The 18,778-nt window shown below is 67.4% G+C and carries 1 protein-coding gene (cut by a window edge); it reads left to right on the top strand.

Annotation, left to right across the window (positions count from 1 at the left end):
- On the top strand, positions 1 to 18,778 hold the 3' portion of the coding sequence (locus IEX78_RS12695; RefSeq protein ID WP_188829100.1) for a hypothetical protein. Its footprint begins 11,765 nt before the window's first position; only the last 18,778 of its 30,543 coding nucleotides appear in the window; its start codon lies off the left edge, out of view; it ends in the stop codon at positions 18,776 to 18,778.

The raw sequence follows: 18,778 nt of genomic DNA, 5'->3' as shown, positions 1-18,778 counted from the left end.
TTCCGTCGGTGATGTGAGTGGTGTGGCCGGTGACGTGAGCGGTGTCGCGGGCGACCTGACGAACAGCATCAGCGACGTGAGTGGCGTCGCGGGCGATCTCACGAACACCATCGGCTCGATTAGCGACGTAACCGGCGTCGCGGGCGACCTGACGCAGACCGTCGGCAACCTCGGCGACGTGACTGGCACCGCTGGGGACCTGACGAACAGTGTCGGGAACGTGAGCGACGTCGTCGGGGACGTGACTGGCGTGACGGGCGATCTGACGAACACCGTTGGCTCGGTTGGTGACGTGACAGGCGTCGCTGGTGATCTGATCGGCTCGGTCGGGGACGTGACCGGCGTTGCGGGCGATTTGACCGGCGTGGCCGGGGACCTGACGCAGACGATCGGTTCGATTAGCGACGTGACCGGGGTCGCGGGCGATCTGACCAACACCGTTGGCAATGTCAGCGACGTGGTCGGCTCGGTTGGTGATGTGACGGGCGTTGCGGGTGACCTGACCGGTGTCGCAGGCGATCTCACGAACACCGTCGGTTCGGTCGGCGACATCTCCGACATCGGTGGTGACCTGACTGGCGTGGCAGGCGACCTCACGAACACGGTTGGCTCGATTAGCGACGTGACAGGTGTCGCGGGCGATCTGACAAACACCGTTGGCAACGTGAGCGACGTCGTCGGTTCCGTCGGCGACATCAGCGGGGTCGCGGGCGACCTCACACAGACCGTCGGCAACCTCGGCGACGTGACTGGCGTCGCTGGGGATCTGACGAACAGTGTCGGGAACGTGAGCGAGGTCGTCGGAGACGTGACTGGCGTGACGGGCGACCTGACGCAGACCGTCGGTTCGATTAGCGATGTGACCGGCATTGCGGGCGACCTGACCGGCGTGGCCGGGGACCTGACCAACACTGTCGGGTCGGTTGGTGACGTGACTGGCGTCGCTGGTGATCTGATCGGTTCGGTCGGGGACGTGAGCGGTGTTGCGGGCGACTTGACCGGTGTCGCAGGCGATCTCACCAACACTGTCGGTTCGGTTGGCGACATCGCGGGCGTGGCAGGCGACCTGACCCAGTCCGTCGGCGACATCTCCGACATTGGCGGCGACCTGACCGGCGTGGCTGGTGACTTGACCGGTGTCGCCGGGGACCTGACCAACACTGTCGGTTCGGTCGGCGACGTGACGGGTATCGCGGGCGACCTCACGGGGGTCGCGGGCGATCTCACACAAACTGTTGGCTCGATCAGCGACGTGACAGGCGTTGCGGGCGACCTGACGCAGACGGTCGGCTCGATTAGCGACGTGACCGGCATCGCTGGTGACGTGAGCGGGGTCGCGGGCGACCTGGTCGGTTCAGTTGGCGACATCAGCGGGGTGGCGGGGGATCTCACCAACAACGTTGGCAACGTGAGCGAGGTCGTCGGTGACCTCAGCGGAACGATCGGTTCGATCAGCGACGTGACGGGCGTCGCGGGAGACCTGACGAACACGGTTGGCTCGATCAGCGACGTGACTGGCATCGCTGGTGACGTGACGGGCGTGGCCGGCGACCTGACCAGTGCGGTTGGTTCGGTCGGTGACGTTACGCAGTCGGTTGGCGATCTGACCGGGGTCGCTGGCGACCTGACGAACAGTGTCGGCAACGTGAGTGACGTGGTTGGCGACGTGAGTGGCGTCGCTGGCGATCTCACGAACACCGTCGGGTCGGTCGGCGACATCACGAATTCGCTTGGCGACCTTACGAATACGGTCGGTTCGGTCGGCGACGTGACAGGTGTCGCTGGCGATCTGGTCGGGTCGGTCGGCGACGTGAGCGGTGTCGCTGGCGACCTCACCCAGACCGTCGGCTCGATCAGCGACGTGACCGGGGTCGCCGGTGACCTGACCGGTGTCGCGGGCGACCTGACCAACACAGTCGGCTCGATCGGCGACATTACCGATGTCGGTGGTGACTTGACGGGTGTCGCTGGCGACCTCACCAACAGCGTTGGCGATGTGAGCGGCGTCGCCGGTGACCTGACCGGCGTTGCGGGCGACCTCACCGGAACGGTTGGTTCGATCAGCGACGTGACCGGCGTTGCTGGCGACCTGACCAACAACATCGGCAACATCAGCGACGTCGTCGGTGATGTGAGCGGGGCGGTCGGGTCCGTCGGCGACGTGACTGGCATCGCGGGTGACGTAATCGGTTCGGTCGGCGACGTGAGCGGCGTTGCTGGCGACCTCACCCAGACCGTCGGCTCGATCAGCGACGTGACCGGTGTGGCGGGTGACCTCACGCAGACCGTCGGCAACCTCGGTGACGTAACTGGCGTCGCGGGTGACCTGACCAATGAGGTCGGCAACGTGGCCTACTCGGTCGGCGACTTCACCAACACGATCGGTGATCTGACCAGCAATGTTGGCACGGTCGGCGATGTGTTGAACGACGCGACCGGCGTCGGCGGCGACCTCACCAACGCGGTTAGCGGGATTGGCGACGTCACCGGGATCGCGGGCGACCTGACCAACGAGCTCGGCAACATCGGCGACGTGACGGGTGTGGCCGGTGACCTCACGCAGACCGTCGGCGACATCTCCGGCATCGCGGGGGACCTTACGAATACGGTCGGATCGGTCGGTGACGTGACGGGCGTCGCTGGCGACCTCGCAAGCAACGTCACTGGTGTCGCGGGCGATCTGACGAACACGGTGGGCTCGGTTGGTGACATCACGGGCGTTGCCGGTGACCTGACGCAGAGCGTCGGCGACGTGACCGGGGTAGCAGGTGACCTCACGCAGACCGTTGGCTCGGTCGGCGACCTGACGAACTCCCTCGGCGACGTGACCGGTGTCGCGGGCGATCTGACCCAGACGGTTGGTTCGATCAGCGATGTGACTGGGGTCGCGGGCGATCTGACCAACAGTGTGGGCAACGTTGGCGACGTGCTGAGCAACGTAACGGGCGTCGCGGGAGACCTGACTGGTGTCGCGGGTGACGTGAGTGGTGTCGCTGGGGACCTGACGCAGAGCGTCGGTGACGTGACCGGCGTTGCGGGCGACCTTACGAATACGGTCGGAAGTGTCGGCGATGTGCTGAGCAACGTAACGGGCGTCGCGGGTGACGTGACTGGGGTCGCGGGCGATCTCACGCAGACGGTCGGTTCGGTTGGCGATATAACGAATTCCCTTGGGGACCTTACGAATACGGTTGGTTCGATCAGCGATGTGACTGGGGTCGCGGGCGATCTGACCGGCGTTGCGGGTGATGTGAGCGGCGTTGCGGGCGATCTCACGAACTCCGTTGGTGACGTGACTGGGGTCGCGGGTGACCTCACGAATACGGTCGGCGGCGTCGGTGACGTGCTGAGCGACGTGACGGGCGTCGCGGGCGATGTCAGTGGCGTTGCTGGCGACGTGACCAACAGCGTCGGCGACCTGACCGGTGTGGCGGGCGACGTAACCGGTGTTGCTGGCGACCTGACCAACACAGTCGGCAGCGTCGGCGACGTACTGAGCAACGTGACCGGTGTCGCGGGCGATGTGAGCGGCGTTGCGGGCGATCTCACGAACTCCGTGGGCGACGTGACCGGTGTTGCCGGTGATCTGACCAATACCGTCGGAAGTGTCGGTGACGTGCTGAGCGACGTGACTGGCGTTGCCGGTGACGTGAGCGGCGTTGCGGGCGACCTAACGGGTGTCGCGGGTGACGTGACCGGGGTCGCGGGCGACCTGACCCAGACCGTCGGCTCGGTTGGCGACCTGACTGGCATCGCGGGTGATGTCAGTGGCGTTGCCGGCGACCTGACCAACTCGATCGGCGACGTTAGCGGCGTTGCTGGTGACCTCACGGGTGTCGCCGGTGACGTGACGGGCGTTGCGGGTGGTCTGACCGGTGTGGCCGGGGACCTGACCAACAATGTGGGCAACGTCGGTGACGTGGTGGGCGACCCGACCATCGGCGACCTAACCGGAGTCGCGGGCGACCTGACCCAGACCGTTGGCTCGATTAGCGACGTGACGGGCGTTGCCGGTGACCTCACGGGTGTTGCGGGCGATCTGACCAACAATGTCGGGAACGTGGGCGACGTCCTCAGCGACGTGACTGGAGTCGCCGGTGATCTGACGAACTCGGTCGGCGATGTTAGCGGCGTCGCTGGTGACGTGACTGGCGTGGCCGGGGATCTCACCAACAGCGTTGGGAACGTGGGAGATGTGGTCGGTGACGTGACTGGCGTCGCTGGTGACCTCACCAACTCCGTCGGCAACGCCGGTGATGTGCTCAGCGACGTGACGGGTGTCGCAGGCGACCTGACGAACTCGGTCGGGGACGTGACCGGAGTCGCTGGCGATCTCACTCAGACCGTTGGTTCGGTTGGTGATTTGACCGGCGTCGCAGGCGATCTCACGAACTCCGTTGGTGACGTGACTGGTGTCGCCGGTGACCTCACCGGCACAGTCGGCAGCGTCGGTGACGTGCTGAGCAACGTGACTGGCGTCGCGGGTGACGTGACCGGAGTCGCGGGTGACCTCAGCGGTGTCGCAGGTGACCTCACGAACTCGGTCGGGGACTTCACCGGGATCGCCGGCGACGTGACCGGCGTTGCGGGCGACCTAACCAACAGCGTCGGCAATGTCAGCGACGTGGTTGGCGACGTGACTGGCGTAGCTGGCGATCTGACCGGCGTTGCTGGTGACGTGAGTGGCGTTGCGGGCGACGTGAGCGGTGTCGCGGGCGACCTCACCAACTCCGTCGGCAATGTCGGCGACGTGCTGAGCAACGTGACCGGTGTCGCGGGCGATCTGACTGGCGTCGCAGGTGACGTGAGCGGCGTGGCTGGCGATCTGACGCAGAGCGTCGGGGACGTAACCGGCGTCGCTGGCGACCTCACCAACACTGTCGGTTCCGTCAGCGACGTCGTCGACAATGCGGGCGACATCGGCAGCGTCGCGGGAGATGTGCTCAGCGGCAACGCTTTTGAAGCTTTCACCGGCGAGCTCGGCGATGTCGTCGCCAATATCGGCAACGTGAGTGGCGTCGCCGACGACGTGACGGGCGTCGCGGGCGGCATCACCCAGGAAATCGGGTCGATCAGCGACGTGACCGGCATCGGCGATGTGGTCGACACCGGCGACATCAGCAACGTCACCGGCGACCTGACCGGCGTCGGCGGCGCGCTCACCGGCATCGGCGCGATCGGCGCGCTCACCGGGATCGCCGGCGGCCTGATCGAGGTCGGCGACGTCAGCGACATCGCCAACCTCGGCGACATCTCGGCGCTAGCGGGAGAATTGTTCAGCGGCAACGCTTTTGGTGACATCACCGGCATCGCGGGCGACCTGACCGGCATCGGCACCGTAGTCGGCGACCTCACCGGCATCGCGGGCGACCTCGCGACCGGTGACATCGGCTCCATCAGCGACGTCATCGACGGTGACGTGCTCGGCGACATCACCAACATCGGCACGGTCGGCGACGTCCTCGGCGACGTGACCGGCGTCGCGGGCGACCTCGGTTCGATCGGCGACGTGACCGGCGGCGACGTCCTCGGCTCGGTTGGCGACGTCACCGGCATCGGCGACCTCACCGATGTCGGCAACGTGACGGGGGACCTGATCGACGGGGACGTCGTGGGTGACGTGACTGGCGTCGCGGGCGACGTGGTCGGCTCGGTTGGCGACGTGACCGGCGTGGGAGACGTCATCGACGGCGGGATTCTCGGCACCGTAGGTGACGTGACCGGCGTCGCGGGCGATCTCGGTTCGATCGGCGACGTGACGGGCGACTTGATCGACGGCGGGGCCATCGGCACCGTCGGTGACGTGACCGGCGTCGCGGGCGATCTCGGCTCGGTCAGCGACATCACGGGCATCGCGGGCGACGTGGTCGGCGGCGACCTGGTCGGCGACCTGACGAACACCGTCGGAGACCTCGGCTCCATCGGCGACCTCACCGACATCGGCAACGTGACCGGCGACCTGATCGACACCGGCGACCTGTCGAACGTTGGCAACCTGACCGGCATCGCGGGCGACATCGGCGGCGACCTGACGAACACCGTCGGCGACGTCACCGGCGTTGCGGGCGACCTCGGCTCCATCGGCGACGTGACCGGCATCGGTGACGTGATTGACACGGGCGACCTGACCGACGTGGGCAACTTGACTGGCATCGCGGGAGATGTGGTTGGCGGCGACCTGACCAACGCGGTTGGCGACCTCACGGGCGTGGCGGGCGATGTTGGCTCGATCGGCGACCTCACCGACGTAGGCAACCTGAGCGGTGTGGTTGGTGACGTGACCGGCATCGGTGACGTGATTGACACGGGCGACCTGACCGATGTCGGCAACTTGACTGGCATCGCGGGCGATGTGGTTGGCGGAGACCTGGGCTCGATCGGTGACCTGACCGACGTGGGCAACTTGACCAACACCGCGGGCGATCTGGTCGGCGGCGACGTGACCGGCATCGGTGACGTTATTGACACCGGTGATCTGACCGATGTCGGCAACCTGAGCGGTGTCGTTGGTGATGTGACCGGCATCGGTGACGTTATTGACACCGGTGATCTGACCGATGTCGGCAACTTGACTGGCATTGCGGGCGATCTCACCGGTGTCGCAGGCGATTTGGGCTCGGTCGGCGACCTGACCGGTATCGGCTCGATCGGTGACATCACCGACGTGGGCAACCTGACCAACACCGCGGGTGACCTGGTCGGTGGCGATGTGACCGGCATCGGCGACCTCGTTGACACCGGCGACCTCACCGACGTCGGCAACCTCATCGGCGGCGACGCGATCGGCTCGATTGGTGACGTGCTGAGCGACGGAATCGACACGGGCGACCTGACCGGCATCGCGGGCGACCTGACCGGCATCGGCTCGATTGGCGACGTGCTTGGCGATGTCGACCTGACGGGCATCGCGGGCGACCTCGTCGGCGGCGACCTCGGTTCCGTCGGCGACATCCTGAGCGGCTTCACGGTCGGCGATATCACCGGCGACCTAATCGACGGCATCGGCTCGATCGGCGACGTAACCGGTGTTGCAGGAGACCTGTTGGGCGGCAACACGATTGGTGATGTGACCGGCGACCTCGTCGACGGTGGCGTCGCGGGGATCGTGGGCGATGTGACCGACGTTGGCAACCTGACCGACATTGGTTCGATCGGAGATGTGACTGGCGACCTCATCGACGGCGGCGTCGCGGGGATCGTGGGCGATGTGACCGGCGTTGGCTCCGTCGGTGACGTAACCGGCGATCTGGTCGACGGTGGGATCGCGGGCGTCGTCGGTGATGTGACCGGCGATCTGGTTGACGGCGGAGTCGCGGGAATCGTGGGCGATGTGACCGACGTTGGCAACCTGACCGACATTGGTTCGATCGGAGATGTAACTGGCGACCTCGTCGACGGTGGCGTCGCGGGGATCGTGGGCGATGTGACCGGCATTGGCTCCGTCGGTGACGTAACCGGCGATCTGGTCGACGGCGGGATCGCGGGGATCGTGGGCGACGTTGGCAACCTGACCGACATTGGTTCGATCGGAGATGTGACCGGTGACCTCGTCGACGGCGGGATCGCGGGCGTTGTCGGCGACGTGACTGGCGATTTGATCGACGGCGGTGTCGCCGGGATCGTCGGGGACGTCACCGACGTTGGCAACTTGACCGGCATCGGTTCGATCGGAGATGTCGCTGGTGTCGCGGGAGACTTGTTGGGTGGGAACACGATTGGTGATGTGACCGGCGACTTGGTCGACGGTGGCGTCGCAGGTGTTGTCGGTGATGTGACGGGCGATCTGGTCGACGGCGGGGTCGCCGGGATCGTTGGGGACGTGACCGACGTTGGCTCGATTGGCGACCTGACCGGCATTGGATCGATCGGCGACGTAACCGGTGACCTCGTCGACGGCGGAGTCGCGGGAATCGTGGGCGACGTGACGGATGTCGGCTCGATCGGTGACGTGACTGGTGTCGCGGGAGACCTGTTGGGCGGGAACACGATTGGCGATGTGACCGGCGATCTGGTCGACGGCACGGTCGGCGACGTGACCAACGTTGGTTCGATCGGTGACGTCACCGGGGACCTGATCGACGGTGGTGTCGCGGGCATTGTCGGTGACGTGACCGACGTCGGCTCGGTCGGCGACCTGACCGGTGTCGCTGGCGACGCGGTTGGTGACCTCACTGGCATCGGTTCGATTGGCGACGTGACCGGCGACCTCGTTGATGGCGGAATCGCTGGAATCGCGGGCGATCTGACCGGCATTGCCGGAGACGCCGTCGGTGACGTCACCGGCATTGGCTCGGTCGGTGACGTGACTGGCGTCGCGGGTGGTGTTGTTGGCGACCTCACCGACGTGGGTTCGGTTGGCGACCTGACCGGAGTCGCTGGCGATGTGGTCGGCGATCTGACGAACGTTGGCTCGGTTGGCGACGTCACCGGCGATCTTGTTGATGGCGGTATCGGCAACGTGACTGGTATCGCGGGCGACCCAACCGCAGCCGTCGGCGACATCCTCAGCGGCAACACCGTCGACGACATTAACGCGCTGACCGGTGAAGTTGGCGACGTGCTCGCGGGAGATGTGCTTGGCGGCAACACAATTGGCGACATCATCGGCGGCGACCTCGGCTCGGTCGGCGACATCACCGACGTTGGCAACCTGACGGGTGTCGCGGGCGATGTTGTCGGTGACGTGACGGGCGTCGCGGGTGACTTGACCGGAGTTGGCGACCTCACCGATGTCGGGAACCTGACGGGCATCGCGGGCGACGTGACGGACGTGGTCGACCTGGCCGGCGTCGCGGGAGATCTGTCCGGTGTTGTCGGCGACGTGAGCGGCATCGGCGACCTCACGGGTGTCGCTGGCGATGTCACCGACCTGGTCGATCTGACGGGCGTCGCGGGCGACGTTGTCGGTGACGTGACCGGAGTTGCGGGCGATTTGACCGGGGTCGGCGATCTCACCGATGTCGGGAACGTGACAGGTGTAGCGGGCGACCTAGTTGGCGACGTGACTGGCGTCGACGTCGGCGACCTCACCGATGTGGGCAACCTGACTGGTGTCGCGGGTGACCTGACCGGAGTTGCGGGTGACCTGACCGGAGTTGGCGATCTGACCGACGTTGGGAACGTGACCGGTGTGGCGGGCGATCTGGTCGGCGGCGATCTGACTGGTGTCGCAGGCGACGTGGTTGGCGATGTGACCGGCATTGACGTCGGCGATCTCACCGACGTTGGCAACCTCACCGGCATCGCGGGCGATGTGGTCGGTGGCGACATCACTGGCGATCTCATTGACGGCGATGTCAGCGGTATCGCAGGCGATCTGACCGGGGTCGGTGGCGACGTTGTTGCTGGTATCACCGATATCGGCACCGTCGGCGACCTGACCGGCATTGCGGGAGATGCGTTGAGCGGCAACGTGATTGGTGATGTCGCGGGCATTGCGGGCGACGTGACCGGCATCAACACCGGCGACCTCACCAACGTCGGGAACGTGACCGGCGACCTAATCGACGGCACGGTGGGCGACGTGACCGGCGATCTCGTTGACGGCGGCGTCGTTGGCGACCTCACGGATGTCGGCAACCTGACTGGCATCGCTGGCGACCTGACCAATGTCGGGAACGTGACTGGCGATCTGATCGACGGGACGGTCGGCGACGTGACCGGCATCACGGGGATCGGCGCGATCGGCGACATCACCGATGTTGGGAACGTGAGCGGCGTCGTCGGCGACGTTCTCTCCGGCGACCCGACCGCGACTGTCGGCGACCTGGTCGGCGGCGACGTGACGGGTGACCTGATCGACGGCGGCATCGCGGGCATCGCGGGTGATGTGACCGGCGACCTCATTGACGGCACGGTCGGCGATGTGACTGGCGACCTCATCGACGGCACGGTCGGCGATGTGACTGGCGACCTGACCAATGTCGGGAACGTGACTGGTGACCTGATCGACGGGTCGGTCGGAGACGTAACCGGCATCGCGGGCGACCTAGTTGGCGGCGACGTGTTGAGCGGAATCACCGGCGATTTGGTCGATTCGGCCGGCGACATCACGGGTGTTGGCGACCTGATCGACGGAGATATCACCGGCGTCGCGGGCGGCATCGTCAACGGGGACACGTTGAATGACCTGACCGGCATCGGCGCGATCGGCGACGTGACGGGTGACCTGGTCGACGGCGGGACCGTCGGCGATGTGACGGGCATCGCGGGTGACGTGACTAGCGGCGACATCACTGGCGTAGCGGGAGATCTGACCGGTGGCCTCGTAAATGGGGACGTGACAGGCGATCTGATCGACGGCACCGTCGGTGACGTGACCGGCGACCTGATCGACGGAGGGATCGTCGCAGGCCTGGTGAATGGCGACATCACCGGCATCGCGGGCGATCTCACGGGTGGCTTGGTGAATGGGGACGTCACCGGTGACCTGGTTGACGGCACGGTCGGTGACGTGGCTGGCGTCGCGGGCGACCTGACTGGGGTTGGCGCGATTAGCGATGTCATTGACGGCGGCGTTACCGGCGACCTCATCGACGGCACGGTCGGCGACGTGACCGGCGATCTCGTTGACGGCGGCATCGTCGGCGACCTCACGGATGTCGGCAACCTGACCGGCATCGCGGGCGACCTCACCGGTGGTTTGGTGAACGGCGACATCACCGATGTTGGCGACCTGACCGGCATCGGCACGGTCGGTGATGTGACGGGCGATCTGGTCGATGGCGGTGTGGTCGCGGGTCTGGTCAATGGCGACGTGACCGATGTCGGCAACCTGACCGGCATTGCTGGGGGTGTCGTCAACGGCGACATTCTCAGCGACGCGACCGGTGTCGCTGGCGACGTGAGCGGCGTCGACCTCACCGGCATCGCGGGCGACGTGACCGGCGGCGACCTCACCGGCATCGCGGGCGGCCTCGTCAACGGTGACACCGGTGACACCCTCAACGACGTGGCAGGCGACCTCACTGGCGTCGGCGGAATCGGCGACGTGACGGGTATCGCGGGCGACGCCCTGACCGGCGACATCTCGGGCATCGCCGGCGACGTCACCGGCATCGCAGGCGATCTGACGGGCGGCGACCTGACCGACGTCGGCAATCTCACCGGCATCGCGGGTGGTGTCGCGAATGGCGAGTTCCTCAACGATCTGACCGGTGTTGCGGGCGATGTTGATCCGGCTGCGTCGATCGGTGACGTGACCGGCATTGCGGGCGGCGTCGTCAATGGCGACACCCTTAACGACCTGACCGGTGATATCACCGGCACCGGCGACCTGACCGACGTCGGCAACCTGACGGGCATCGCGGGTGGTGTCGCGAATGGCGAGTTCCTCAACGATCTGACCGGCGTCGGCGACGTCACCGATGTTGGCAACTTGACCGGCGTCGCAGGTGATCTGACGGGCATCGGTGCGATCGGCGACGTCACCGGCGATCTCGCGGACCTGGGTGATTTGACCGGCGTCGGCGCGGTCGGCGACGTCCTGTCCGGCGACTTCACGGATGTTGGCAACCTGACGGGTATCGCGGGCGATCCGACCGCGACTGTCGGCGACCTGACCGGCGTCGCGGGCGACCTCACCGGCGTCGGCGACGTGACGGGCGACCTGGTCGACGTCACCGACGTCCTGTCCGGCGACTTCACCGATGTTGGCAACCTGACCGGCATTGCCGGGGGCGTCGTCAACGGCGACATTCTCAGCGACGCGACCGGTGTGGCTGGCGACGTGACCGGCATCGACTTCACCGGCATCGCGGGCGACTTGACCGGCATCGGTGCCGTCGGCGATGTCCTCTCGGGCGACCTGACGGACGTCGGCAACCTGACGGGCGTCGCGGGCGACTTGACCGGCGTCGGCGACCCGACAGCGACGATCGGCGACGTGACCGGCGACCTCGCCGACGTTGGCGACCTAACTGGCGTCGGCGCGGTCGGCGACGTGCTCTCCGGCGACCCAACGGCAGCAGTCGGCGACCTGACTGGCGTGGCAGGCGATTTGACCGGCGTCGGCGCCGTTGGCGATGTCCTCTCGGGCGACCTGACGGACGTCGGCAACCTGACCGGCATCGCAGGCGATCCGGCCGCGACGATCGGCGACGTAACAGGCGACCTCGCCGACGTTGGCGACCTAACCGGCGTTGGCGCGATCGGCGACGTATTCTCCGGCGACCCAACCGCCACAGTCGGCGACCTGACTGGCGTGGCAGGCGACCTGACCGGCGTCGCAGGCGACCTGACCGGCGTCGGCGCGATCGGCGACGTGCTCTCCGGCGACCCAACCGCCACAGTCGGCAACCTAACCGGCATCGCAGGCGACCCGACCGCAACCGTCGGCGACATCCTCTCCGGCGACCCGACCGCCACTCTCGGCGACCTGACCGCACTCAACGACGTGACCGGCATCGCCGGTGACCTGACGAACACGGTGGGTGACATGACTAGTTCCATCAACGACAACGACATCGTCGGCGACATCCTCTCCGGCAACGGCGGTGGCGGCGGCGGTGCTGGCGACCCGGGCGCGCTCATCGGCGACATCACCGGCATCGGCAGCGACTTCAGCGACATCACCGGGGTGTTCGGCGATTGGTCGAACATGATCGGCGACGTCGGCGAGCTGAGCGGCGTGTTCACCGGTTTCGGCGGCGATGTCCTCAGCGGGGTGTCGGGCGTGAGCGGCGATTGGTCAGCGATGATCGCGAACGTGACCGGCGGCGTCGGCGACGTCACTGGCTTCGGCAGCGGCGCGCTCGCTGACCTTGTTGACGTGTCAGGCGATTGGTCGAACATGATCAGCGGCGTCACCACCAACGTGAGCGGAATCGCGGGTGACTTCACCGGCATCGCAGGAGACACAACCGCGGCGTTCACCGGCATCGGCGGCGACCTGGTTGCCTCTTTCGCAGGCGTGACCGGCGACGTCGCGACCTCGCTTACCGCCATCGGCGGATCCGTCGGCGACGTGACCGGCGTGTTCGCCGACCTCGACCCGACGGCCGTATTCGGCGACGTCACAGGAACTTTCGGCGACATCACAGGCTTCGGCGGCGACGCCACCGGCTTCGTCGCCGATCTCACCGGCATCGGTGGGGACTTCATCGGCTCGGTTGGCGATGTGGTCGATTTTGGAGATTTCACGGGCACGATCGGCGACGTCGGCGGCGACGTCACAGGGATCGCGGGTGGTGTGACCGGTGTTGCAGGCGACCTGACTGGGATCGCGGGCGACTTCACCGGCGGCATTACGGGTGATGTGACCGGCATCGTCGGAGCAGTTGGCGACGTGACCGGGGTGGTAGGTGACCTAGATCTTTCTGGCATTGGGGATGTGACTGACATGGGCGACATCAACTTGGGCAGCGGGAACAACATTTTTGGCGCTGGCCTGACTGACATCAACGGAATCGGCGATAACTTCGGTGGGATTGCCGACAACTGGAACGACGTCAACATTCAGGGAATCGGCGGCCAAGTCGAGGACTCGCTCAACGAGTTCGGTGGCCTCGCTAACGGCGTGGCGAGCGCGTGGCAGGACGTGCAGATCCAAGGAATCGGCGGCCAGGTCGACGAGTCGCTCAACGACTTCACCGGTGTCGCGGGCGACTTCATCGGCCCGGACGCGGTCGACATCAACGACATCACCGCCAACGGAATCGGCGCGGCCATCGACGAATCGCCGATCCTGAACGGTGTTGTCGGCGACGTGACCAACACCGGCGACATCGCTGGCGTGCTCGGCGGCGGTGACGTGACCGGGGTCGCGGGCGGCATCTTCAGCGGCGACTTCGAAGACATCACGACTAACGGAATCGGCGCGGCGATCGACGAGTCGCAGGTGCTCAACGATGTGTTCGACGGCGGCATCCTCGGTGCCGCCGACATCGGCAACGGGGCCGCGGTGACCGGCATCGCGGGCGGCCTCCTCGACGGCGCGACGTTCGAAGACATCACCGCCAACGGGATCGGCGCCGCGATCGACGAGTCCCCGATCCTCAACGACGCGGTCGACGGCGGCGTGACGGGAGTCGCTGGCGGACTGGCCGGCGCCGGCGACATCTTCGATAGCAACACCTTCGAAGACATCACGACCAGCGGAATCGGCGCGGCGATCGACGAGTCGCCCATCCTCAACGACGCGGTCGACGGTGGGATTACCGGCATCGCCGACGCGGTCGACGGTGGCGTCGCATCCGGGCTGCTCGGCGGGGCGGTATTCGAGGACATTACGACGAACGGAATCGGCGCGGCGATCGACGAGTCGTCGGTGCTGAACGACGTGGTCGACGGTGGTGTCGCCGGCGTCGCGGGCGGCCTTGCCAACGGGAACACGCTCAACGACATCACCGGCATCGGCGGAAATGTCGACGATTTGGGCGGCGTCGTCAACGGCGATTTCCTGAACGACACGGTCGATGGGGGAGTGGCGAGCGGGCTGCTCGGTGGCGCGGTGTTCGAGGACATCACCACGAATGGGATTGGCGCGGCGATCGACGAGTCGCAGGTCCTCAACGATGTGGTCGATGGCGGAATCCTCGACGATGTTGTCGACGGTGGCGTGGCGAGTGGCCTGCTCGGCGGGGCAGCGTTCGAGGACATTACGGCGAATGGAATCGGTGCGGCGATTGACGAGTCCCCGATCCTGAACGACGCGGTCGATGGCGGAATCCTCAGCGACGTTGTCGATGGCGGCATCCTGGACGGCACCACGTTCAACGACATCACCACGAACGGAATTGGTGCGGCGATTGATGAGTCGCAGATTCTCAACGACGCGGTGGATGGTGGAATCCTCAGCGACGTTGTCGATGGCGACGTCCTCAGCGACGCGGTCGACGGTGGCGTGGCGAGTGGCTTGCTCGGTGGCGCGGCGTTCGAGGACATCACCACGAATGGCATCGGTGCCGCGATTGACGAGTCGCCGATCCTCAACGATGTTGTCGATGGCGGCATCCTCGATGGCAACACCGTCAACGACATCACCGGCATCGGCGGCAACGTCGACGACCTGGGCGGCGTCGTGAATGGCGGCATCCTGGACGGCACCACGCTCAACGACATCACCGCCAACGGCATCGGTGCGGCGATTGACGAGTCCCCGATCCTCAACGACGTGGTCGACGGTGGCATTCTCGACGGCACCACCTTCGAAGACATCACGACAAGCGGGATCGGTGCGGCGATTGATGAGTCGCAGGTCCTCAACGATGTGGTCGACGGCGGCATCCTGGACGGCACGACCCTCAACGACATCACCGCCAACGGCATCGGTGCGGCGATCGACGAGTCCCCGATCCTCAACGACGTCGTCGACGGCGGCCTGCTCGACGGCACGCAGGTCCTCAACGACGTTGTCGACGGCGGGATCCTCGATGACAACACCCTCAACGACATCACGGGCATCGGCGGCAACGTCGACGACCTGGGCGGCATCCTCAACGGCGGCCTGATCAACGACTCCACCTTCGACGACATCAACGTCCTCGGCGTCCAGGTCCAAGACTCCCTCAACGGCGTCAACATCGAAGACGTGGCCGACTGGACCCAGGGCATCGGCGACATCTTCGGCCCCGGCCTCCCGGTAGTCGACCCGTCCGGCAGCCTTGGCGACCTACTCGCCGGCGGCCTGCCGGGCGTAGGCGCCCTCCCGGACCTCGGCGGCGGCTTGCCGGATGTGGGCGGCGTGCTTCCCGATCTGGGCGGCGGTCTGCCGGATGTGGGCGGCGTGCTTCCCGACCTGGGCGGCGGTCTGCCGGACGTCGGCGGTGCACTCCCGGATCTGGGCGGTGGCCTACCGGATGTGGGCGGCGTGCTTCCTGACCTGGACGGTGGCCTGCCGGATGTGGGCGGCGTGCTTCCCGACCTCGATGGCGGCCTGCCGGATGTGGGCGGCGTGCTTCCCGACCTAGATGGCGGCCTGCCGGACGTTGGCGGTGTCCTGCCCGATCTGGATGGCGGCCTCCCGGATGTGGGCGGCGCCCTTCCCGATCTGGGTGGCGGCCTGCCCGACGTCGGCGGCGCCCTCCCCGACCTGGGTGGCGGACTGCCGGACGTCGGCGGCGTTCTTCCTGATCTGGATGGTGGTCTACCGGACGTCGGCGGTGCATTCCCGGATCTGGGCGGTGGCCTCCCGGATGTGGGCGGTGTGCTTCCCGACCTAGACGGTGGCCTGCCGGATGTCGGCGGTGTGCTTCCCGATCTGGGCGGCTTGCCGGATGTCGGCGGCGCGCTCCCCGACCTGGGTGGCGGCCTGCCGGACGTCGGCGGCGCCCTTCCCGACCTCACCGGCAGCCCCCTCGGCGCAGTCGGCGACACCCTCGGCGACGCGGTCGACTCCACCTGGGCGATCCAGGATCCCACCTGGGACACCATCGGCGCCGGCCTCGACTCCGCAACCGACGCGGTGACCAGCCCCCTCGAAGGCACCCCACTCGACCCCGCAGGCGACCTCATCGGAGACGTCGTGGACGCCGGTTGGGCGGTCGAGACCGCGAAGATGGACCTCATGGGTACGGGCGTCGAAGCCGTCTCCGACGTCCTCCACGGCGACCCACTGATGCCGACCCCCGTCGACTTCAGCGACATCACCGACCCGATCACCGGCCTCACCCCGGACCTCCCCGACGCAACGGGCATCGTCCCTGACCTGACCGGCGGAATCCCGGATGCAACGGGCATCGTCCCAGATCTGACCGGCGGTCTCCCGGATGCAACGGGCATCGTCCCGGACCTGACCGGCGGGCTTCCGGATGCAACGGACATCGTCCCAGATCTGACCGGCGGCATCCCGGATGCAACGGGCATCGTCCCGGATCTGACGGGCGACCTGCCCGACGCAACGGGCATCGTCCCGGACCTGACCGGCGGTCTTCCGGATGCAACGGGCATCGTCCCGGACCTGACCGGCGGTCTCCCGGATGCAACGGGCATCGTCCCGGACCTGACCGGCGGCATCCCCGACGCAACGGGCATCGTCCCCGACCTCAGCGACGGCCCCCTCGGCCCCATCGGCGACGCCGCGGGCGACACCCTCGACGCCGCGTGGGCAGTCGAAGGCCCAACCTGGGACACCATCGGCGACACGATCGACACCGCGCAGGCCGCCGTCACCAGCCCGTTCGACGACACCCCCCTCGAACCCGCAGCTGACCTCGCCAACGCGGCCGCCGACGCCGCCTGGGCGGTCGAGATGGCCAAGATGGACCTCATCGGCGAAGGCGTCAACGCGGCTTCCGATGTCCTGCACGGGGATTCGGATGGCCTCTTCACCAGCCTCGACCCGTCGACCGTGGAAAGCATCCTGCCCGATGACGAGCAGAACCCGCTTACGTCGGCGGCAGCGGCTGGTCAAGCGGCCTTGGCAGGAGCGGGCGCGGGCGCACTACTCGGCGCGCTCGACGAGGCGACAGCGAACTCCCTCGGCCTGGGCGCACTCCCGGACACCGAGCTGCTCGGCGGCCTCACCCCAACCGGCCTCGAAACCGGTTTCGGTGCCCTGACCAGCGCAATTGACCCCGCCACCCTCGGCGGCCTCACCGAGGGCCTCGACCCGAACACCGCGGCGGGCGCACTAACCGGCGCCCTCGACCCGACGAGCCCCGACGGCTTGGCAGGCGCGATCTCGGGTGTCACCGGCGGCCTTGACCCGGCCACCGCGGACGGCTTGGCAGGCGCACTGACTGGCGTCACCGGCCTGAACCCAGCCGACCCGGAGGGTCTCGCCAGTGCCCTGACCGGCGTCCTCGACCCGACCAGCGCCGACGGCCTGGCAGGTGCGATTTCCGGCGTGACCGGCGGCCTGAACCCAGCCGACGCCGACGGCTTGGCAACCGCCCTAACCGGCGGCCTCGACCCAGCCAACCCGAGCGGCCTCGCAACCGCCCTGACCGGCGGCTTCGACCCAGCCGACGGCCTCGCAAGCACCCTCTCCGGCGCAACGGGCGGCCTAACCACCCCCGACGGCGTGACAAACCCCCTGACCGGCGGCCTAACCCCGGCTGACGGCCTCGCAGGCACCCTCTCGGGCGCAACCGCTCCCGACGGCCTCGCAAGCACCTTGACAGGCGGTCTGACCAGCCCGGATGGCCTAGCAAGCACCCTCACGGGCGCGAGCCCAGCAGGTGCCATCCCCGGCACCCTCGCAGGTGTGACAACCGGCCTGACCAACACCGACCTGCCGACCGCAACTGGTGCCCTTACCGGCCCCGACGGCCTCGCGACCACCCTCGGCGGCGCAACCCAGGGCATCGCCCCCGGCGAGCCCTACCCGGGCACGGGCCTCACCGACCAGCTCGGCAGCGGTTTGGAAACCGGCCTCGGCACGGTCACCGGCGCGACGAGCGGCCTCCCGAGCGCCGACGTGACCGGCACCGGCGAACCGTTCAACACCGTCACCGGCGTCGGCACCACCGCTGGCGACACGCTCGGCGGCGTGACCAGCGGCTTCGACACCCCAAGCGCCCCGACGGCCCCGCTTTACGACACGACCGAAGCGGCATCGGGCGGCATCGCCGACACGACAAGCGCCGCGACCGGCGGGGTTGTCGACACAACAGGTGCGGCGACGGGCGCGGTCACCGACACCACGTCGGTGGCAACGGGTGGCGTCACCGACACCGCGGGCGGCCTGACCGGCTCGCTTTCCACGGTCGACCCGTCGGGCGCCTTCGGCCCCGGCCTCGACACCGGCACCACCGACACCGGTCTTCTCGGCAGCAGTTCGTCGTCGACGCCCGAGCCCGACAGCGACGGCGGCGGCCTCACCGGCGGCCTCCTTTAA

The sequence above is a fragment of the Nocardia camponoti genome (assembly GCF_014646135.1).
In the GTDB taxonomy this organism is placed as follows: domain Bacteria; phylum Actinomycetota; class Actinomycetes; order Mycobacteriales; family Mycobacteriaceae; genus Nocardia; species Nocardia camponoti.
The sequence above is the reverse complement of the archived record's forward strand: the minus strand, read 5'-3'. Positions and strand labels throughout refer to the sequence as shown.